Source organism: Roseibium sp. MB-4 (genome assembly GCF_053005265.1).
Genome location: NZ_JBRKQB010000004.1, coordinates 113,075 through 131,402, shown reverse-complemented (window position 1 = coordinate 131,402; position 18,328 = coordinate 113,075). Strand labels below are relative to the sequence as shown.

Below are 18,328 nucleotides of genomic sequence, written 5' to 3'. Positions count from 1 at the left end.
TTGACTACATTGCAGGAAGGAATGTACCCACTTGAGGGTTCTAAAGGGGAAAGCCGAAACAATCTTCAGATTGTCAGGCGCGCGCAAGCCTTGAAAGACAACGACTACATGGAACACACCCGCCAGACGCCATTGCATGACCGCCTCTCTGCGATGGTCCGACGTCTGCCCGGTGTGGTGGCTGCGGCGCTGGTTTTTTCCTGTGTCTACTTCAGCCCCTTGTTTGACCAGAAAACGACCATCGCCGCAGTCGCGGAATCCGACAGCCGCGGAGGTAGTGACCGGGGCGGCGGTGGCGGTGAAGGCCGTGGCGGCGGCCGCGGTGGCAGCGAGAGGGGTGACCGGGGCGGCGACGACGGCAATGGTCGCGGAGGCGGTGGCCGAGGCGGCAGTGAACGGGGTGGCTCCGACGGAGATAACGACAGCGACAACGACAGTGATGGCGGTCGCGGTGGTAGTGAAAGAGGCGGCGGCGATCGCGGCGGCGGCGGCGAACGCGGCGGCGGCGAACGCGGCGGCGGCGAACGCGGCGGCAGCGAACGTGGCGGCGGTGAGCGCGGCGGCTCCGATGCAGACAACGACGGCGACAGTGATGGCGGTGGCAGCGAAAGAGGCGGTGGCGACCGTGGTGGCAGCGATCGCGGCGGGAGCGACCGAGGCGGAAGTGATCGCGGCGGAAATGGCACTGAAAGCGAAGCCCAGAGCGATTCCGGAGATAATGACAACGACGGCGGCAATCGCGGAGGCTCAGATGCGGCTGATGGTGGACGGGCGCCTTCAAATGACAACGACGACGACAATCAGCCGGAGCAATCGCCTGCACCTACTCCTGCCGCACAATCGCCCGCTTCCCAAAGTAGGGGTTTGGTTCCAGGTCGGTCTCAGTTCCAGGGAAACAGCGCGCCTGGCGGCGAACCTTTGTCCGCCAGCGAGGAGAGAGAGGCGATCGACCGGGGGTGGCAATAGCGGGAGAGGTTAAGCGTTGCGAATTCGGGTGGATATAAGGGCGGCACGTATACTCCCGGTCCTGACACTGGTTACAGCTATCAGCGGATGCACAGCCTCGGCGCTTGTCGGGCCTGGTACCGGCAGCGGTCTTGCGCGGTCCGATCAAACGATGGCCGAAGCCACGTTTCAAAATGCTCTAGAAACATCCTTATCGGGAAAAACCAGTTCCTGGCGGAACCAGGAAACCGGCGCCAGCGGATCTGTGACCCCGGTCCGCACATGGAAAACCCGAAGCGGCGTTTATTGTCGGGCCTATCGGGAGAATATCCTGCTCGCGTCCGGAACAAGGCGACAAGACAACGGCACGGCATGTCGCAACAAATCCGGCAAATGGCTGCTTGCTTGAGATCCAGCGTGAGGATTTAGGCTCTCGTTCCCGAGTTTAAATCAATCGCCTTCACGCGAGATCCCGATCAAACAGCACCACTCCGCGTCGCCTCATGAACAAGATGAGGATTGCACCTGCCGCCAAACCACCGATATGGGCAATCCAGGCGACTTGACTGTCGATCGATGTCGCGATCTGCACAAACTGATAAATTACCCACGCTCCCAAGATCCAGACCGCACGCAACCGCAACGGAATACGGCCGAACGCGAGCACCCAGATGCGTACGCGCGGGTGCAGCATCAAATAAGCCGCCACCACACCCGATACGGCACCCGATGCGCCGATCAACGGGATTTCAGAACCTGGATCAAGGGCTGCGTAGGCAAAACCACCGGCAGCTGCACACAAGAGATAGAAGACCAGGTAACCGATATGGCCGACCGCATCTTCCACATTGTCGCCGAACACCCAAAGAAACAGCATGTTGCCCAAGAGATGCATGAAGTCGCCATGCAAGAAGGCGTATGTCACGATCCCGGACCATTCAGGCAGCACCTGGAGATGCGGGGCTAGATCACGCAGGTCGAAGAAGACCGCTGGCACAAGCCCATAGGAATAGACCGACGCACTCGCCCCTTCAGATATGCCGCCGCCTTGCACCACCAGGAAAACCAGGACATTGGCGGCAATCAGCGAAAGATTGACATAGGGCCGCGGCACATGTTTCAGCCGATTGTGATCGTGAAGCGGGAGAAACATGGTTGGCGTCCTGAAACTATGGGCCGATTAGCGGTTTTTACCCGGAACCCATAACACGTCTTCTTCGCCCTTGTTGTTCAGATAACGGGAGGCAACGAAGAAGTAGTCCGACAGACGGTTCATGTATCGTATGCCCGCCTGATTAATGCTTTCACGGTCAGCCAGTTCGACCATCAAGCGTTCAGCCCGCCGGGAAACCGTTCTTGCGAGATGCAAATGGGCGGAAGCCGCACTGCCACCTGGCAAAACGAAAGACCGCAGCGGCGAGAGCTCCGCATTCAGAGTGTCAATCGCTTCTTCAATTGCGGACACCTGACCATCCGTGATCCGGAGCGGCTCGTAGCCCAGGTCCTGATCGGTTTCCGGCGTGGCAAGATCCGCACCGAGATCAAACAAGTCATTCTGGATGCGGTTCAGAACGCCATCAATGTCCGGAACAACGCTTGCGGTATGCAACCGGGCCATACCAACGATGGCATTGGTTTCATCAACGGTGCCATAAGCATCGATCCTCAGATCGTATTTCGGCCGGCGCTCACCGGAGCCCAGCGCGGTCGTGCCGTTGTCACCGGTTTTTGTGTAGATCTTGTTCAGTACGACCATGAAATCCCATCCCGCAGAAAAGTTCGTGTTTTCAGCTGGCTTGTCAGCCTTTGCCGAAGAAGTAGAGCCCACCCATCACAAGGACAATCACCAGGAACTGCAATCCCACCCGCCAGCGCATTAATTTTTGAGAGCGATTGGCAGGACCATTGCGGAACATGTTCAAAAGCCCCGCAAACAGCACAAGCGCCACGGCCGCCATGCCGACAAAAATGAGAGTATCGTAGATTTGTTCCATCAATTACGTCCTTGTCGTTTCCCGCGTTTCCCTGCACCAGGTTTTTCGGCCGGATCCGGGTTTTATTCTTCGCCATCCGCCGCCCAGATACAGAACCTGTCCAAAACACGTGTCGGCAGGAGCCGTTTTGCAATCGCCATCACCTTTGTCGGGATGGTGACACGGTATCGCGCTTTTGGCCGATGTGACTCTATGGCGTGGATCAGAGGTTTGGTGACTGCGCTTGGCGGCAATTTAAAGGGACCCGGTTCTCCAGCTTCCATCCGGATCCGGCGTTTTTCGTAAGTCTCGCGGTGAACGGACTGCTTGGACCCCTCTTCGCCAATCCACCGATCAAAGTTTGCGATCGTGTTCTGCGTGAACCTAGTGTCGATCGGCCCGGGCTCAATAAGCGAAACGTGAATCCCTGTGCCCGCAAGCTCCTGGCGTAAGGTGTCCGTGTAAGCCTCGAGTGCAAATTTGGAAGCCGTGTAGGCACCCCGGTATTTGAGCGCCACAAAGCCCAGAACAGACGAACACTGCACAATCCGTCCGGACTTCTGGGCACGCATTGCGGGAATGATCTGGCGCGTCAAATCGTGCCAGCCGATGAAATTGGCTTCGAAAAGGGCTCTGAGACCGTCGGTGGGCAGATCTTCCAGCGCCCCCGGGATCGCGTAGGCGCCATTGTTGAAGATGGCATCCAGTTCACCGTTTGTGGCTTCCAGAACGGCATCAGCTGTCACACGGATCGAATCCGGATCTTCATAATCAAGCTGAAAGGACTCAAACCCCTCATCCTTCAGGCGTTGAACATCTTCCAGCTTGCGCGCGGTTGCGAAGACCCGCCAGTTCCGTCCCCGGAGAAGGCGGGCTGATGTTTCGCCAATCCCGGAGGAGCAGCCGGTCATCAAAATCGACCGGTGCTGCGGATAGCTGGAATTTTGATCGTTCATACAAGCGCTGCCCAGGAAACCTAGCGGAGACGTCATCTCCTATCAGATCGGGTCTCCTGAAAGCAATTTCGGCACTGGCCCGGCAAAACCGGATGCCTCTTTGATGAACTGGCTTTTCAGGCTCGGCATCCGGTCAACCAGCCCAAGGCCGAAGTCTCGCGCAGCCCGCAAGATATCAATATCGTTTGAAAACAACCGGTTAAGGACATCCGTCACGACACCCATCTGGAACGTGTCGAAACGGCGCCACCTCTGATACCGCTCCAGAACGTCAAATGCGCCGATGTCCTGGCCGAGACGGCGGGCATCAATGATGACTTCCGCAAGCGCTGCAACATCCTTGAACCCAAGGTTCAGTCCCTGGCCTGCGATGGGATGAATGCCGTGGGCCGAATCACCGATCAGGGCAAAGCGCGGTTTCACGAACTCGCGTGCCAGCTTCAAACCAAGCGGATAGGCCTGGCGCGGGCCGTCAACTTCCAAAGTCCCAAGGTGATGACCAAAACGGCGCTCCAGCTCCAGCTCGAATGTGAAATCATCGGAGCGGACCAGGCGATCGGCATCGGACGTCTTTTCCGTCCAGACAAGAGACGAGCGGTTGCCCGGCAGTGGCAGAATGGCAAAGGGTCCGGCAGGGAGAAAGTGTTCTTCGGCGCGGCCATTGTGTGGACGCTCGTGCTTGATCGTCGTCACAATGCCCGACTGCTTGTAGTCCCAATTGACCGTCCGAATGCCTGCGAGGTCCCGCAATTTGGAACGGACACCATCTGCAGCGATCAAAAGGCGGGTTTTCAGAACTTTGCCATCGTTGAGTTCCAGATCCACGTGATCCGGATTGTTCCGGAAGGTTGCCGCGCTGTTGGGCGCAAAAAACACTGTTCCGAGCGCTTTGGCTGCTTTGTAGAGTGCCGGCATCATGACACCGTTGGGCATCATGGTCGCAAACGGTTCGCCATCGGTCGCTTCACCGTCAAAGGTCAGAAAAACAGGACGCACCGCATCGCGCAACTTGCTGTCCGTGACGATCATCTCGTTGATCGGCTGGCCTTTATCGGAGATTTTCTCCCAGATGCCGAGCTGGGTCAGCATTCGTGACGCGGCCGCTGCAATGGCGGATGCGCGCGGATCTTTGTCGAGCGTGTTCATCGGCTTGGGATCAACAACAGCGCATTTGAGGCTCGGATCCCCTTGTTTCAGCGCGAGCGCCAGCGACAGGCCGACATAGCCGCCGCCTGCGATGATGACATCATACATCTCGTCGCTCTTTTTGGGTCTTGCCATTGCTTTTAAACTCCTCGCCCCTCGTTTCCGTTGGGGCATCTTGACTTTAACGTCAACACACGTCCAAGACTTCATCAAACTGGCGGCTTACCCGGCCACTGTCCCCATTGTTCTATTTAACAGGAACCGCGCCGATGAATACGGCCATTGACAACCTTCTGCATATTCTCGACCTGGAACCTCTGGAACACAATCTGTTTCGTGGTCGCAGCCCCCAAGTCGGCTGGCAGCGTGTTTTTGGCGGCCAGGTGATTGGCCAGGCACTGGTTGCGGCCTCGCGCACGGTGGTCGAAGACCGCCATGTCCACTCCCTACATGGGTATTTTTTGCGGCCCGGCGATCCGTCGGTGCCGATCGTTTATGAAGTCGACCGGATCCGTGATGGCGGCAGCTTCACCACCCGCCGGGTCGTCGCCATTCAACATGGCCACGCGATTTTCTCCATGTCCGCCTCCTTTCAGGTGCGCGAAGAGGGGCTGGAATACCAGGCCGACATGCCGGATGTGCCCGGTCCGGACGACCTGCCGAGCGAGCAAGAGCTAAAGGAAAAGTTCCTCGCGTTTGCACCGGAAAACGTCAAACGCTACTGGGAGCGCGAACGGCCGATTGAAATGCGCCCGGTCGATATGACCCATTATTTCAGCAAAAAACCGCTGCCAGCCCAGCAATATGTCTGGGTGCGGGCCAGCGATCCCTTGCCGGATGATGAGCGAATTCACCAGTGTGTTTTGGCCTATGCCTCCGACATGACATTGCTCGACACGTCGTTGTTCCCGCACGGCACGTCGGTTTTCAGTCCAAAAATCCAGGCGGCCAGCCTGGATCACGCCATGTGGTTTCATCACCCGTTCCGTGCGGACGAGTGGCTTCTTTACGCGACCGACAGCACCAGTTCCTCAGGCTCGCGCGGCATGAACCGCGGCCTGCTCTACACCCAGGACGGCAAGCTGATCGCCTCGACGGCTCAGGAAGGACTGATCCGACTGCGGAAAAAAGAAGCTGAGTGAAATCGCCCAGTAAGTCGCCGTCCCGACCTTGCTCCGGGACCGGAACCAAAAGACCCCGGCTTAAGGCAGGGGTGGCGCGGAGTGGTCAGCAGCGGCTGAATAACCACTGAAACACCGTCTTGGATGGCAAGTCACCTCACCCAATGGGAGAGGGAGCTCTGCGCTGCCGGCTGAATTTATTGTGTCATGAAGGCTGGAGACTAGCGCGGCGGGCTTGTGAACCCGGACACGGCGAGCGGGTTGTTCAGCATGGCATCACTATCCGGCGTGTCGGGCCGGAGTGCGCCGGAAAAGGCTTCGAACATCTTGCGGACGAACCCTTCAGGCAAATCCTTGGTGATGAATACCATCCGGGTCCGCCGGTCCGCATCCGGCCAGGCGTCCAGCGTTGCCGGTGGGTGGAAGACGTGTTGGACGCCGTGAATGACGACGGGCCGGTCCGGGTCCTCGGCGATCTGAACAATGCCTTTGACCCGAAGCAGTTTTGGGCCGTGCGCCGAGCGCAGCAAATCCAGAAACATTTCCAGCGCGGAAGCCGAGACCGGACGGTCGGTCGAAAGGGTGAAGGCCCGGATCGCGTCGCTGTGCCGGTTTATGTCATGCGCATGATCGTGGCCGTGATGATGGTGCCCATGGTGATGATGACCATGAGAATGATCATGGTGGTTTGGCTCATAGGCTTCCACATTTAGCCAGTTGGCAACATCTGGGATCTTGGTCTCCGGATTGTAAAGCCCTGCATTAAAGAGCGTTTCCGGGGTCGCTTCACCGGCCTGGGTATCGAGCACCTTCGCTCCCGGGTTCAAAGCAAGAAGTCGGGATTTCAGATCCGAAAAGTTCCGCTGGCTTTCCTCACTGTTGAGTAGATCCGTCTTGGTGAGCACGATCCGGTCCGCAACGGCGGCCTGTTTTTTGGCTTCTTCATGCTCATCAAGCGTGGAGAGCCCGTTGACCGCATCCACCAGGGTCACGACACTGTCCAGCCGGTAGCGCATCACCAGATAGGGGTGCAGCATGATCGTGTGAAGGATTGGTGCAGGGTCCGCGAGGCCTGTGGTTTCAATGACCACCCGGGTCAACCGTTCGGTCCGTCCGTTGTCCAGATGGCGCAGCAGGTTTTCAAGCGTGGTTACGAGATCGCCGCGGATCGTGCAGCACAGACACCCCGACGACAACTCGACGATGCCGTCGCCTGCCTGATCGACAAACAGATGGTCCAGGCCGATTTCACCGAATTCGTTGATGATGACGGCCGTATCGGCCATGGCCGGATCCTGAAGAATACGGTTCAGAAGCGTTGTCTTTCCAGCACCCAGAAATCCGGTCAGAACGGACACAGGGATCGGCGGCTTGGGACCTCTCGCCGGTTTTTCAGATGCGGGGGATGCGTCTGCAACGCTCATGCACTTCGCTCCATAGAAACCCGGAGCATACTCTCATTGATGAAATGAGGTGTGGCGGACGTCAAAAAACCGCCTGTGCTCCATAAGGGGCTATGGCTAACATCTGTGAGGGCGCAGCGTCAAAGCAGAAAGCCTGATGCTTGGGGGCGTCGAATAATTGGAGGCGCGCTGGACAATATCAGCCGGCGTTCAGAACGTGGATCTCGCCGCTCTTTGTCTCGGTATCGTCGTCCGTCAGCTCAGCGGTGTCATCGCCGGAAAGATCCATCGGGGTCAGGTCTTGCGCGAGATCTGCTTCTTCCAGCGCACCGTCTTCCATTTCTGTCTCGTCGATCACCATCCGGACAGCTTCCGCAGCCTTTCGTAAGGTTGCGATAACGTCTTCGACCGAAGTGCCTTCTTCCAGCTGGTCTGCAGACAATTCTGCAAGGCTCGCAAGGGCGCGGATTGTGGCAGTTGATCTCGGTTCTATCATGCGGTGATCTCTCGATCCTCATCAACACGGCGTTTCTTCGCCTATAGCAGCACCTCTTGTGCTGCAGCTGACGATCCGGCAAGGCAATGGCCTCAATTCAGATCGACGCTTACTGCATCGTTAAAGAACAGCGTTAAAAATAAGTTAAGCAAACCAGAGAGGGATCGAGTTCCCGCTGTCAAACCAAGGGGATCTAGTTGGATCGCGACGGACTGGGCGCAGGAACGGGCACCGTGAAATCAAGTCCTTTTCTAAAGATCGAGCCGGGAGCCGTCCGCGACGTATCCACCGCAGATCCAGGTCGTTGCGCTGTAGCCTCAACTTGAGGGATTGATCCGGCACCTGCCTGTGCAGTCTGCGGAGTACCAGTTGTTCCAATAGGTTGGGCTGTCTGCAACTGATTGCGGATCTTGATTTCCGCCAAACGGATCGGATTGGCCATCGGCAAAGGAATGTCTTCGGCAGGAACCGAAGCACTGACGACCGGCGTGCCTTTCGGATTGCCGAGCCCAACCGGCAACGGCTTGTACGCAACCCGGCGCGGTCCCAACGTTCGATCAAGGATCTTGGCCCAGTCCGGCTTGCCGTTCGACTTGGTAAAGCTGCTCGTATCGACCTTGGCCTCTTTCGGGTTCTTTTGTTTACCGAAGAACAGCAAGCCGCCGCCGCTTGGCTCATTCTGCATGTCGTAACGGGCCATATACTGTTTGGAACTCAGCTTCTTGTTCCGGCGGCAATAACCATCGGCGGGCGGATTGCCCGATGAACCACTGAGGCTCTTCACATTCTGGCCGCGGCTTCCCTTTCGAAACCCTTCATCAAACAATTGCCGGGCAAAGGCGGTCCGCTCAAGACCGGAAGACGCACCCATGATGATCGCGATGAGCGTCCGGCCGCGCCGGGTCACCGAGGATGCAACGTTGTAGCCGGAATTGCAGATGTAGCCAGTCTTCATCCCGTTGGCGCCCGGAACACGGAGCAGGAACTCCCGGTTGGCCGAGCGCAAGGTCTTCTTACCGAACCGGATGCCTGGATGTTTGTAAAACTCTCGCGACTCCGGAAAATCCGCGCGCAGAGCCATAGCAAGGATCGCCATATCTCGCGCTGTCGTGACCTGACGGTTGTCCGGAAGGCCATGCGGATTTGTAAAGCGGGTGTTCGTCATTCCCAACCGGCGGGCTTCGGCATTCATCTCTGCAAGAAAGGCGCTTTCTGATCCAGAGACTGCTTCGCCCAATGCGACAGACACATCATTGGCCGATTTGATCAGGATGATCTTAAGCGCCGTGTCGATTGTAAATTTCGTGCCAACCTTGAAACCCATTTTGCTGGGCGGTTCAGCTGCCGAGTTTTTGGATTGTACAACGGCGGAATCCAGGGCAACCCGTCCTTCGCGGATCGCCTTGAAGGTCACATAGGCCGTCATCATCTTGGTCAAGGACGCCGGATACCATTTGCGGGTCGCGTTTTTCTGGTCCACCACCGCGCCGTTGCGGGCATCCACGAGGATGTAGGTGCCTATTTCCGCTCGAGCTGGCGCAGCTATCAGAAACAATCCGAGGGTTGCCGCCAGAATGGGCAGGGCTGATCGACGGCCGAATAAGCTTGCGTACACCGGAAATCCTCGCTGTCTTCCCATGGGCGAACACGACTGCTTCAAATCAAAAGCACTTTAGCGGAAAGTTACAATTAAAAAACCGGATCATAGACGCAAGAGCAACCCTTGCGATGGAGTCATCCAGCGGCAATCTTTTGAGCACCCGCTTATTTTTTGTGCAAATCAGCTTCCTGATAACAAGAATTATTTCGATTTATCAGCACTTTGAAGGCTAATTGCCGTCAGTATTCTACACGACCCGTCTTGGCCCGGTTGTTGCTACTGCTGGAAACGACAAGATGCCGGTTTCGCCTGACCGTGGACAATCAAACACAGAGCGGGCACGGTAGAAAGAAGAACGAGACGGGTCCGAAGCGGGGAGGCTTCCAGGATGTATGATGCTGCAACAGCATCGGAAATTGGAAAAACCGCGCCTGCAATGCAGCGGGTGCGTGGCATTGCACGTGTCTCCTTCGCGAATACATCTGATCAAACCCGGTTGAAAGATCTCTTCCAAAGCGGCTCCGCGAAGGTTCGCCTCCCCAAGGTTTATGGTGAACCCGCGACCGCTGTCCTTATCAACACAGCCGGCGGCCTCACCGGCGGCGATCGCATGGACTATGACATCGCAATCGGCGCAGATGCTCACGCAATCGTGACAACCCAGACTGCCGAACGTGCCTACTGCAGTCTCGGGACCTCCGCAGAAGTAACAGGTCAGCTGTCTGTTGGTGCGGAAGCCACGCTGGAATGGTTGCCTCAGGAAACGATTCTGTTTGAAAACTCGAGCGTTTCGCGCCGGATCACTGCAGACCTTACCAGCTCCGCCCGGCTACTCATTCTTGAAAGTGTTGTTCTGGGCCGCGCGGCGATGGGCGAGCAGCTGACCCAGGTGTTTTTCAAGGACAGCTGGCGGATCCGCCGGGATGGCAAGCTTGTCTTCGCCGACGATCTGCGTCTCAACGGTGACCCAAGCGACTTCTTTTCCGGTCCGGCAACCGGTCAGGGCGCAAAGGCCATGGCAACCCTGTTGGACTGCGCACCTGACGCCGAAGACAGACTGGAAAATGCCCGAAGCTGCCTGGAAGGCGCTTCATCTGGCTCTGTTCACGCAGCCGCAAGCGCCTGGAACGGGCATCTCATCTTACGCTTTGTTGCCACCGACAGCCGGGCTCTACGGCTGTCGTTGATGGCATTTCTTGAAACCTATCGGTCGGCCCGCCTGCCGCGCGTTTGGTACTGTTAATTCTGGAGGACTTCCGTGAACCTGACACCAAGGGAAAAAGACAAGCTGCTGATATCCATGGCAGCCATGGTAGCCCGCCGGCGACTTGAACGCGGCGTCAAGCTGAACCATCCAGAGGCCATTGCCCTGATTACGGATTTTGTCGTCGAAGGAGCCCGTGACGGGCGCAGCGTCGCTGATCTGATGGCTGCAGGCGCCAAGGTTCTTACCCGCGACCAGGTCATGGAAGGGGTCGCGGAAATGATCCACGACGTGCAGGTCGAGGCGACCTTTCCGGACGGCACAAAGCTTGTGACGGTTCACGAACCGATCCGTTGAATTGACCAAAGGAGATTTGTTATGACCAGAATTATCACAGCGGCATCTGCCCTGGCACTTTCTGCAGGGTCGGCCTTGGCTCATCCCAGCATTCAGGAACATGCTCACCCGCACACCGACGCGGCCAGCTATTTCACTGTTGAGACCCTCCTCATCTTTGCCGTCGGCCTGTCAATTGGCGCAACGCTCGCCTGGATGAAGCGCAGAAAGGGACTCGACCAATGATCCCGGGAGAAATCTTTGCAGCGGACGGTGAGATAGAGCTGAATGCCGGACTGGAGACGCTGTCGCTGGATGTATCGAACACCGGCGACCGGCCGATCCAGGTGGGCAGCCACTATCATTTCGCCGAAACCAACCCTGGGCTCTCCTTCGACCGGGATGCTGCCATGGGCATGCGCCTCGACATTCCTGCCGGGACCGCTGTGCGGTTTGAGCCGGGGCAAACCCGGTCCGTGACCCTGGTTCCATATCGCGGGGACCGCACGGTCTATGGCTTCAATCAGAAAGTCATGGGCAAGCTTAAAGGGTAAGCCAAATGCGTTTCCTTGTTGTCTGTCTGGCAGTTGTTGTTTTTGGTGGAGCATTTGCACCTGCTGTTCATGCGCAGGATGTGAATTGCAAAGAACCGCAAACGCAGTTGGATATGACCATTTGCGCCAAGAAGGACTGGGAAGCAGCGGATGTGCAGCTGAATGCGGCCTACAAATCAGCCATGGCAGCAATGAAGCAGACAGACAGCTACCTTTCGGGCGACCTCAAGGGAGCCGCCGAAACGCTGAAAGCGGCCCAGCGCGCCTGGATCCCGTTCCGCGACAAGGCCTGTGAGTCCTATGGCTATCTGGCCCGCGGCGGATCCATGGAGCCGATGCTGGTGTTGCAATGCCGGGCGGATCTGACACGCCAACGCACATCCGAGCTGAAAGACCTGACACAGGGGCTTGGGAATTGATGCGTTTTTGGAGCCAAGCAGTCTTACCAGCCGTCCTCTTGGGCCTTTGCGTGCCGGCACTCGGCGACGACAAGATTGATTGCGGTTACCCGCTGAACAATTCGGAACGCACCTACTGTGCAGAAAAGGCGCTGGACCAGGCAAACCAGGATCTGACGGCTGCTTATGAACGGGCGCTGGAAAAGATGACCGAGGTCGACGCCTCTCTGCCTGAGCATTTGAAGGGAAGCCCGGAGGCTCTGAAGGCTGCGCAAGAGGCCTGGACCGATTTCCGCGACAAGGACTGCACCGCCTACAGTTTTCCCTTCAGAGGCGGCACTCGCGGCAATGAACTCTACCGCAACTGCATGATCGTCATGACCATGCAACGCATCGATGATTTGAACGCCATGGTCGAGGACTATGGCGGCTGACAGACATTGGTCTGATAGCTGATTGGAGACATGAATGGCTTATAAGATGTCCCGCGCCGCCTATGCGGACATGTTTGGACCGACCACCGGGGACCGGTTGCGACTGGCCGATACCGATCTCATCATCGAGGTGGAGAAGGATTTCACGAGCTACGGCGAAGAAGTAAAATTCGGCGGCGGCAAGGTGATCCGTGACGGCATGGGGCAGAGCCAGGCACCAAGGTCCGCAGGCGCGGTCGATACCGTCATCACCAATGCGCTGATTGTTGATCACTGGGGCATCGTGAAAGCCGATGTCGGCCTCAAGGACGGCCGCATCGTCGGCATCGGCAAAGCAGGCAATCCGGATGTCCAGCCGGGCGTTGATATCATCGTCGGACCAGGTACGGAAGCCATTGCCGGGGAAGGCAAGATCCTAACCGCTGGTGCGCTCGATGTTCATATCCACTTCATTTGCCCGCAGCAGATCGATGATGCGCTGATGTCCGGCGTGACCACCATGCTCGGCGGCGGCACGGGACCGGCAACCGGCACCAACGCCACTACTTGCACGCCGGGCCCCTGGCACATAACCCGGATGCTGCAGTCGGCCGACAGCTTCCCGATGAACCTTGCCTTTGCCGGGAAAGGCAACGCGTCTTTGCCGGCAGCGCTCGAAGAGCAGATCCTCGCCGGTGCCTCTGCACTCAAACTGCATGAGGACTGGGGCACCACCCCGGCAGCCATCGACACGTGTCTCTCCGTCGCGGACGAATACGATGTCCAGGTGATGATCCACACGGACACGCTGAACGAATCCGGCTTCGTCGAAAACACCAAGGCCGCGTTCAAGGACCGCACGATCCACGCCTTCCATACCGAAGGCGCCGGCGGTGGCCATGCTCCGGACATCATCAAGGTCTGCGGCGAAACGAATGTCCTTCCGTCCTCGACCAACCCGACGCGGCCCTACACGGTGAACACGCTGGAAGAGCATCTCGACATGCTCATGGTCTGCCACCACCTCGACAGCTCGATCCCAGAAGATGTCGCCTTTGCCGAAAGCCGGATCCGCAAGGAAACGATTGCGGCGGAAGACATTCTGCATGACATGGGCGCCTTCTCGATCATCGCCTCGGACAGCCAGGCGATGGGCCGGGTTGGCGAGGTGATCATCCGCACCTTGCAGACGGCCCACAAGATGAAGGTCCAGCGCGGCCGTTTGTCCGATGAAGCAGGCGAAAACGACAATTTCCGCGTCAAACGCTACATGTCCAAGATCACCATCAATCCGGCAATTGCGCACGGTCTTGACGAACACATTGGGTCCGTCGAAGTCGGCAAACTCGCAGATCTCGTGCTTTGGGACCCGAAATTTTTCGGCGTTAAACCAGACATGGTCATGAAACTCGGCACAATCGCCGCCGCCCCGATGGGCGATCCGAATGCCTCGATTCCGACACCGCAACCGGTGCATTACCGGCCGATGTTTGGCGCATTCGGCAAGGCCATGACCCAGAGCCGGGTAACCTTCGTCTCCAAGGCCGCCTATGACAACGGCGTCAAGGACAAGGCCGGTCTCGACAGTCTGGTTCTGCCCGTCAAAAACGTGCGCAGCGGAATCTCCAAGAAATCCATGGTTCTGAACGACGCCACCCCGCATGTTGAGGTGCATCCGGAGACATATGAAGTCCGTGCCGACGGTGAGTTGCTGACCTGTGAACCGGCGGACGTTTTGCCGATGGCACAGCGCTATTTCCTGTTCTAATCTCCCTAAAAACACGCAAAGGGAGAAACGAATGTACAAGATTGTCGGCTATCCGCAGACCCGGGCAATGCGCGTCATGTGGCTTTTGGAGGAATTGGGCGAACCATATGAAATCGATCCGGCAATGCCCCAATCTGAGGGCATTCGCGAGGTCAATCCGGCCGGTAAGGTGCCGGTGCTGATCGACGGCGATCTGGTACTCCCGGAATCAATCGCCATCTGCCAATATCTTGCAGACAAGCATGGAAAATTCACCTTTCCGGCAGGCACCAAAGAGCGCGCCATCCAGGACAGCTTCACGCAACTGGCCGTCGACGTACTGGAAGGGGCGCTTTGGACGGCGGCCAAGAACAGTTTCATTCACCCGAAAGAACTTCGCGTTCCAGAGATCAAGCCTGTCTGCAAGGCGGAATTCGCTGAAGGTTTACGGATCCTCGACGCGCGTATGGGCGAGGGGCCATATGTCATGGGTGAGACTTTCACCGTGCCAGACATCATCATCGGTCATTGCGGCGGGTGGGCGGTTACCGCCAAGTTCGATCTGCCAAAGGAAGGCCGCATCTACGACTACTTCAAGGCTCTTCGCAACCGCCCCGGCTACAAGGCCATGATGGCCAAGGTCGTTGCGGCTGCAGCGGCCTAGAGGATCGGGCATTTTGATGAAAACGCCCAAAGCTCATCTAACAGGAAGGACTTCATGATCCGGGTTGCCAGCATCAAACCGGCCGGTGAATGGACCGGCCAATCCGCAGATACGATCACGCTGGATCGCGAAGACCGTCATCGCCGCCGTGCGGCTATGACCGGAGCAAATGGCCTTACTTTCCTTCTGGATGAGGCTAATGCGGTTCATCTTCATCATGGGGACGGCCTCGTTCTGGAAGACGGCCGGATCATCGAAGTGCTGGCGGAGCCGGAAGACCTGGTCGAGATCCTTGCCGAGAACACGGCGCATCTTGTGAAGATCGCCTGGCATCTCGGCAACCGGCATCTGCCGACCCAGCTGATGGGCGACACACTGCGCATAAGACGGGATCACGTGATTGAGGACATGGTCGAGAAACTCGGCGGCAAACTGACCACGTTGAGCGCCCCTTTCGATCCGGAGGGCGGGGCCTATGGTCACGGCCAAACGCATGGCCATAGCCACGATCACGGGCATACGCACTCGCATGGCTGAGTTTATTAAAACCGATTGCTGGGGTGTCATCCCGGCCTCCGAGCCGGGATCCACTCGCATGCCCGCTTGCCGAAGCTCCCGCGATTCTAAACCAGACTCACTGCAAGTGATTGGATCCCCGCTCAAGGCTGGGATGACGGGAGAAGTTGGTGGTTACCAATGACAGGTGCCTTGTCCCAATCTGCGCTTTACCGGCTGCTGACGTTTCTCTCTCCAGCCTTTCCGGTTGGGGCGTTCACCTATTCACATGGGCTGGAACAGGTCATCGACGCCGGCGGTGTCAGTTCCGCCGAAGAGCTACAGAGTTGGCTCAAGGACATACTGACCCATGGTGCCGGTCGAAGCGATGCAATCCTGATGAGCCAGACCTACCGGGCGGCGTTTGCCGGATCACTCGAGGACGTCCGGGAACTGGCAGAGTTTGGCCTCGCGCTCCAGCCTTCAAAGGAACGGCATCTGGAAACATCCGCTCAAGGCACGGCATTTATTGACACGGTGACTGCGAGCTGGCCGCCGGACTCACAAACCACAGCAGGGGCTGTTTTCAGCAGCCTGACCATTGAAAACAGTCAGACGCGTCTGACCGAGTGGCCCTATCCAGTCGCGTTGGGTCTGATTTGCGCAGCCCATGAGTTGCCGGAAGACGCAAGCCTGACGACCTTTCTCCACTCCTTTACGGCCAATCTCATCTCGGCGGCTGTCCGCGCTGTGCCGCTTGGGCAAAACGAAGGTCAACGGGTACTGGCCGCACTGGAACCAGTCATCTCAGAAGTGGCTGCCGATGCAATGGGCGCCGGTCTTGACGACCTTGGCACCTCCACCTTTCTCGCCGACATCGCCTCCATGGCGCATGAAACACAATATTCGAGGTTGTTCCGCTCATGAAATCTCAAAACGGTCCCTTGCGGGTTGGCATTGGCGGTCCGGTTGGCGCCGGCAAGACAACGCTTACGGACAAACTGTGCAAGGCCATGCGTGAGCGCTATTCACTCGCGGTCATCACCAACGACATTTACACCAGCGAAGATGCCGAAGCGCTGATGCGGTCACAGGCGCTCACCAGCGACCGGATCCGCGGCGTGGAAACCGGCGGCTGCCCGCATACGGCCATCCGGGAAGACGCCTCGATCAATCTGGCGGCGGTCAAGGATCTCAATGACAAGATCCCTGATCTCGATCTGATCCTGATTGAATCGGGAGGCGATAATCTGGCGGCCACTTTTTCACCGGAGCTTGCAGACCTGACGATCTATGTCATCGATGTAGCAGCAGGTGAGGAAATTCCTCGGAAAGGCGGTCCCGGCATCACCCGCTCGGACCTGTTGGTTATCAACAAAACGGATTTGGCCCCCTATGTCGGCGCAGATCTAAACGTGATGGACCGGGACGCGGCCAAAATGCGCAAGGCCCGACCGTTTGTTTTCGCCAACATGCGAGCCGGAGATGGTATAGAAAAGATCGTGGAGTTCATCGTCGAAAAGGGCGGTCTTTAGGTGTGACACCGGCAGAAACTATTCAGCTTTGCGCAAGAAATAATGCGCTTTGGTGCGATGCCGTCCTGAGAGCTGCCGGCGCAAAAACAGATTTTCACCATGGCTACTGGCACGCCTCTGGCAAACAAATTCCCCTGTTTCCAAACATCGTCACATTAACCGCAGAGCACGGTGCAGATCTATCTGCTGCGCTTGCCGCACTCCCCTCCAAAGCAGCGGTGAAGGACAGTTTCGATTGCCTCGATCTCCGCACGTCCGGTTTTGAGAAACTTCTGACCGGCACCTGGCTGTTCCGGTCACAGGAAGGCACACGAAAACCTGCTTCGCCGCCGGACTGGCAAAAAGCACAGACCTCAGAGGCGCTCGGTAAATGGCTTACGGCGTGGAATAGGAGCGAAAATCTTCATAAGCTTTTTCCGCCAAAACTGCTGGAGTTTCCGGACATTGATTTTGTATCCATCCGGAGGGACGACAAAATTCAGGGCGGCGCGGTCCTGAATTACGGCCCATCTCACGCAGGCAAGGATGTTGTTGGTGTTTCCAACATCTTCCATCGCAAAAGCTGGCTTTATGGAGCCCTCCATGCGCTCATCGAGCCGTTCCCGCATCGACCAGTTTGCACATATGAAACCGACATAGAGCTGTTGCCCGTCTATCGCCAGATCGGTTTTGAGAATGTTGGAACCCTAACGGTCTGGCAAAAGCTTTGATTCTGGCTTCAGATGCCTCGCATTTTTGACATGTCCTTTTCTAGCCAGTGCGCTTGATCTCCGGCCTTATTGATTTCATTGTCCGTCCGAAAAGAGCGCACCGCAGTGCTTTAGGGAGAGTCCAAACATGATGTTCGACGGGATCAATTTGCTGGCAGCCGGAGGCGCAGCAATTGCCTCATTTATCGTCGGCGCGATCTGGTACGGTGTTCTTGGAAAAGCCTGGATGAAAGCCGCTGGTTTAACCGAAGAACAGACACGGCCGAACCCAGTCACGATGATTATTGCCTTTTTGTGCCAAGTGGTTATGGCCATCGTTTTTGCCGGGATCATTTATCACACCGGCGAAGTGACGGTCCGTGCAGGCATCATCTCGGCCATCATGGTCTGGATCGGGATCGTGATGACAACCCAAATCATCAACCACCGCTTTCAGAGCCAGCCGTGGGCTCTGACTGCAATTGACGGCGGTCACTGGCTCTTAGTTCTGCTGGTCCAGGCAATCGTCATCGGGCTGCTATCGCCCTTTGTCATTGCCTGACGCAAGCGTAAATCCTTACGTATTTGAACGCACTAGACCAATGTCGCGCCTACGAAAGTACGAAAGTTAAGTTATGGACGCTGGGGAAGGC

The 18,328-nt window shown here is 57.4% G+C and carries 24 protein-coding genes; 16 read left to right on the top strand and 8 right to left on the bottom strand.

Annotated elements, in window-relative coordinates; translation table 11 throughout:
• The first annotated feature begins 21 nt into the window (after positions 1 to 21).
• Both ACVDG4_RS20080 and ACVDG4_RS20075 read left to right on the top strand, forming a co-directional pair.
• Positions 22 to 966 (top strand): hypothetical protein, encoded by a 945-nt coding sequence (locus tag ACVDG4_RS20080; protein WP_447236418.1) that lies wholly within the window; start codon positions 22 to 24, stop codon positions 964 to 966.
• Positions 967 to 1,117: 151 nt separating this feature from the next.
• A complete protein-coding gene (locus ACVDG4_RS20075; protein WP_133952768.1) occupies positions 1,118 to 1,354 on the top strand; it encodes an RT0821/Lpp0805 family surface protein in 237 nt (78 codons plus the stop codon).
• A gap of 51 nt (positions 1,355 to 1,405) precedes the next feature.
• Here ACVDG4_RS20075 and ACVDG4_RS20070 read toward each other — a convergent pair whose 3' ends face one another.
• The 5 genes from ACVDG4_RS20070 to ACVDG4_RS20050 form a co-directional block, all read right to left on the bottom strand.
• The gene (locus ACVDG4_RS20070; protein ID WP_447236417.1) at positions 1,406 to 2,098 is read right to left on the bottom strand and encodes a rhomboid family intramembrane serine protease; all 693 of its coding nucleotides are present in this window, start codon (positions 2,096 to 2,098) and stop codon (positions 1,406 to 1,408) included.
• 27 nt (positions 2,099 to 2,125) lie between these two features.
• Positions 2,126 to 2,701, bottom strand: a complete 576-nt coding sequence (locus ACVDG4_RS20065; protein ID WP_447236416.1) for a cob(I)yrinic acid a,c-diamide adenosyltransferase — start codon at positions 2,699 to 2,701, stop codon at positions 2,126 to 2,128.
• A 43-nt stretch (positions 2,702 to 2,744) separates the two neighbouring features.
• Positions 2,745 to 2,939, bottom strand: coding sequence for a twin transmembrane helix small protein (locus tag ACVDG4_RS20060; RefSeq protein ID WP_447236415.1), 195 nt, complete (start codon positions 2,937 to 2,939; stop codon positions 2,745 to 2,747).
• Between the two features lie 62 nt (positions 2,940 to 3,001).
• On the bottom strand, positions 3,002 to 3,874 hold the full coding sequence (locus ACVDG4_RS20055) for an SDR family oxidoreductase (RefSeq protein WP_306149193.1): 873 nt from the start codon (positions 3,872 to 3,874) through the stop codon (positions 3,002 to 3,004).
• Between the two features lie 42 nt (positions 3,875 to 3,916).
• A complete protein-coding gene (locus ACVDG4_RS20050; RefSeq protein ID WP_409686433.1) occupies positions 3,917 to 5,155 on the bottom strand; it encodes a ubiquinone biosynthesis hydroxylase in 1,239 nt (412 codons plus the stop codon).
• 134 nt (positions 5,156 to 5,289) lie between these two features.
• Here ACVDG4_RS20050 and tesB point away from each other — a divergent pair, with 134 nt between their 5' ends.
• Positions 5,290 to 6,162, top strand: a complete 873-nt coding sequence (tesB, locus tag ACVDG4_RS20045) for an acyl-CoA thioesterase II (protein ID WP_447236414.1) — start codon at positions 5,290 to 5,292, stop codon at positions 6,160 to 6,162.
• 200 nt (positions 6,163 to 6,362) lie between these two features.
• Here the strand turns inward: tesB and ACVDG4_RS20040 are convergent, their stop codons facing one another.
• The 3 genes from ACVDG4_RS20040 to ACVDG4_RS20030 all read right to left on the bottom strand — a co-directional run bounded on the left by ACVDG4_RS20040 (position 6,363) and on the right by ACVDG4_RS20030 (position 9,655).
• Positions 6,363 to 7,565, bottom strand: a complete 1,203-nt coding sequence (locus ACVDG4_RS20040; protein ID WP_447236413.1) for a CobW family GTP-binding protein — start codon at positions 7,563 to 7,565, stop codon at positions 6,363 to 6,365.
• 178 nt (positions 7,566 to 7,743) lie between these two features.
• Positions 7,744 to 8,040, bottom strand: coding sequence for a hypothetical protein (locus ACVDG4_RS20035; protein WP_447236412.1), 297 nt, complete (start codon positions 8,038 to 8,040; stop codon positions 7,744 to 7,746).
• 193 nt (positions 8,041 to 8,233) lie between these two features.
• The gene (locus tag ACVDG4_RS20030; protein ID WP_447236411.1) at positions 8,234 to 9,655 is read right to left on the bottom strand and encodes a D-alanyl-D-alanine carboxypeptidase family protein; all 1,422 of its coding nucleotides are present in this window, start codon (positions 9,653 to 9,655) and stop codon (positions 8,234 to 8,236) included.
• Positions 9,656 to 10,028: 373 nt separating this feature from the next.
• Here ACVDG4_RS20030 and ACVDG4_RS20025 point away from each other — a divergent pair, with 373 nt between their 5' ends.
• From ACVDG4_RS20025 to ACVDG4_RS19965, 13 genes are all read left to right on the top strand, one after another.
• On the top strand, positions 10,029 to 10,883 hold the full coding sequence (locus ACVDG4_RS20025; protein WP_447236410.1) for an urease accessory protein UreD: 855 nt from the start codon (positions 10,029 to 10,031) through the stop codon (positions 10,881 to 10,883).
• A gap of 15 nt (positions 10,884 to 10,898) precedes the next feature.
• On the top strand, positions 10,899 to 11,201 hold the full coding sequence (locus ACVDG4_RS20020) for an urease subunit gamma (RefSeq protein ID WP_209176452.1): 303 nt from the start codon (positions 10,899 to 10,901) through the stop codon (positions 11,199 to 11,201).
• 21 nt (positions 11,202 to 11,222) lie between these two features.
• A complete protein-coding gene (locus ACVDG4_RS20015; RefSeq protein WP_447236409.1) occupies positions 11,223 to 11,426 on the top strand; it encodes a hypothetical protein in 204 nt (67 codons plus the stop codon).
• Positions 11,423 to 11,734, top strand: coding sequence for an urease subunit beta (locus tag ACVDG4_RS20010; protein WP_008193264.1), 312 nt, complete (start codon positions 11,423 to 11,425; stop codon positions 11,732 to 11,734). Before ACVDG4_RS20015 ends, ACVDG4_RS20010 begins: the two co-directional genes overlap by 4 nt.
• 5 nt (positions 11,735 to 11,739) lie before the next feature.
• Entirely contained in the window at positions 11,740 to 12,153 is a 414-nt protein-coding gene (locus tag ACVDG4_RS20005; protein WP_447236408.1) for a lysozyme inhibitor LprI family protein, read from the top strand.
• The gene (locus ACVDG4_RS20000) at positions 12,153 to 12,566 is read left to right on the top strand and encodes a lysozyme inhibitor LprI family protein (RefSeq protein WP_447236407.1); all 414 of its coding nucleotides are present in this window, start codon (positions 12,153 to 12,155) and stop codon (positions 12,564 to 12,566) included. Before ACVDG4_RS20005 ends, ACVDG4_RS20000 begins: the two co-directional genes overlap by 1 nt.
• A 34-nt stretch (positions 12,567 to 12,600) precedes the next feature.
• On the top strand, positions 12,601 to 14,313 hold the full coding sequence (gene ureC, locus ACVDG4_RS19995) for an urease subunit alpha (RefSeq protein ID WP_447236406.1): 1,713 nt from the start codon (positions 12,601 to 12,603) through the stop codon (positions 14,311 to 14,313).
• A gap of 31 nt (positions 14,314 to 14,344) precedes the next feature.
• Positions 14,345 to 14,956 (top strand): glutathione S-transferase family protein, encoded by a 612-nt coding sequence (locus tag ACVDG4_RS19990; RefSeq protein WP_447236405.1) that lies wholly within the window; start codon positions 14,345 to 14,347, stop codon positions 14,954 to 14,956.
• Between the two features lie 54 nt (positions 14,957 to 15,010).
• Positions 15,011 to 15,493: an urease accessory protein UreE gene (locus ACVDG4_RS19985; RefSeq protein WP_447236404.1), complete on the top strand. Its 483-nt coding sequence runs from the start codon at positions 15,011 to 15,013 to the stop codon at positions 15,491 to 15,493.
• 159 nt (positions 15,494 to 15,652) lie between these two features.
• Positions 15,653 to 16,378 (top strand): urease accessory protein UreF, encoded by a 726-nt coding sequence (locus ACVDG4_RS19980; protein WP_447236403.1) that lies wholly within the window; start codon positions 15,653 to 15,655, stop codon positions 16,376 to 16,378.
• Positions 16,375 to 16,986 (top strand): urease accessory protein UreG, encoded by a 612-nt coding sequence (gene ureG / locus ACVDG4_RS19975; protein ID WP_209176462.1) that lies wholly within the window; start codon positions 16,375 to 16,377, stop codon positions 16,984 to 16,986. Before ACVDG4_RS19980 ends, ureG begins: the two co-directional genes overlap by 4 nt.
• 2 nt (positions 16,987 to 16,988) lie before the next feature.
• On the top strand, positions 16,989 to 17,696 hold the full coding sequence (locus tag ACVDG4_RS19970; RefSeq protein ID WP_306149179.1) for a hypothetical protein: 708 nt from the start codon (positions 16,989 to 16,991) through the stop codon (positions 17,694 to 17,696).
• Positions 17,697 to 17,823: 127 nt separating this feature from the next.
• A complete protein-coding gene (locus ACVDG4_RS19965; protein WP_306149178.1) occupies positions 17,824 to 18,237 on the top strand; it encodes a DUF1761 domain-containing protein in 414 nt (137 codons plus the stop codon).
• Positions 18,238 to 18,328 lie beyond the last annotated feature (91 nt).

Bases quoted from the DNA above. Each gene is read 5' to 3' on its own strand.
- ACVDG4_RS20080 (WP_447236418.1), top strand. From the start codon at position 22: ATGTACCCACTTGAGGGTTCTAAAGGGGAAAGCCGAAACAATCTTCAG.
- ACVDG4_RS20075 (WP_133952768.1), top strand. From the start codon at position 1,118: ATGGCCGAAGCCACGTTTCAAAATGCTCTAGAAACATCCTTATCGGGA.
- ACVDG4_RS20070 (WP_447236417.1), bottom strand. From the start codon at position 2,098: ATGTTTCTCCCGCTTCACGATCACAATCGGCTGAAACATGTGCCGCGG.
- ACVDG4_RS20065 (WP_447236416.1), bottom strand. From the start codon at position 2,701: ATGGTCGTACTGAACAAGATCTACACAAAAACCGGTGACAACGGCACG.
- ACVDG4_RS20060 (WP_447236415.1), bottom strand. From the start codon at position 2,939: ATGGAACAAATCTACGATACTCTCATTTTTGTCGGCATGGCGGCCGTG.
- ACVDG4_RS20055 (WP_306149193.1), bottom strand. From the start codon at position 3,874: ATGAACGATCAAAATTCCAGCTATCCGCAGCACCGGTCGATTTTGATG.
- ACVDG4_RS20050 (WP_409686433.1), bottom strand. From the start codon at position 5,155: ATGGCAAGACCCAAAAAGAGCGACGAGATGTATGATGTCATCATCGCA.
- tesB (WP_447236414.1), top strand. From the start codon at position 5,290: ATGAATACGGCCATTGACAACCTTCTGCATATTCTCGACCTGGAACCT.
- ACVDG4_RS20040 (WP_447236413.1), bottom strand. From the start codon at position 7,565: ATGAGCGTTGCAGACGCATCCCCCGCATCTGAAAAACCGGCGAGAGGT.
- ACVDG4_RS20035 (WP_447236412.1), bottom strand. From the start codon at position 8,040: ATGATAGAACCGAGATCAACTGCCACAATCCGCGCCCTTGCGAGCCTT.
- ACVDG4_RS20025 (WP_447236410.1), top strand. From the start codon at position 10,029: ATGTATGATGCTGCAACAGCATCGGAAATTGGAAAAACCGCGCCTGCA.
- ACVDG4_RS20015 (WP_447236409.1), top strand. From the start codon at position 11,223: ATGACCAGAATTATCACAGCGGCATCTGCCCTGGCACTTTCTGCAGGG.
- ACVDG4_RS20010 (WP_008193264.1), top strand. From the start codon at position 11,423: ATGATCCCGGGAGAAATCTTTGCAGCGGACGGTGAGATAGAGCTGAAT.
- ACVDG4_RS20005 (WP_447236408.1), top strand. From the start codon at position 11,740: ATGCGTTTCCTTGTTGTCTGTCTGGCAGTTGTTGTTTTTGGTGGAGCA.
- ACVDG4_RS20000 (WP_447236407.1), top strand. From the start codon at position 12,153: ATGCGTTTTTGGAGCCAAGCAGTCTTACCAGCCGTCCTCTTGGGCCTT.
- ureC (WP_447236406.1), top strand. From the start codon at position 12,601: ATGGCTTATAAGATGTCCCGCGCCGCCTATGCGGACATGTTTGGACCG.
- ACVDG4_RS19990 (WP_447236405.1), top strand. From the start codon at position 14,345: ATGTACAAGATTGTCGGCTATCCGCAGACCCGGGCAATGCGCGTCATG.
- ACVDG4_RS19985 (WP_447236404.1), top strand. From the start codon at position 15,011: ATGATCCGGGTTGCCAGCATCAAACCGGCCGGTGAATGGACCGGCCAA.
- ACVDG4_RS19980 (WP_447236403.1), top strand. From the start codon at position 15,653: ATGACAGGTGCCTTGTCCCAATCTGCGCTTTACCGGCTGCTGACGTTT.
- ureG (WP_209176462.1), top strand. From the start codon at position 16,375: ATGAAATCTCAAAACGGTCCCTTGCGGGTTGGCATTGGCGGTCCGGTT.
- ACVDG4_RS19965 (WP_306149178.1), top strand. From the start codon at position 17,824: ATGATGTTCGACGGGATCAATTTGCTGGCAGCCGGAGGCGCAGCAATT.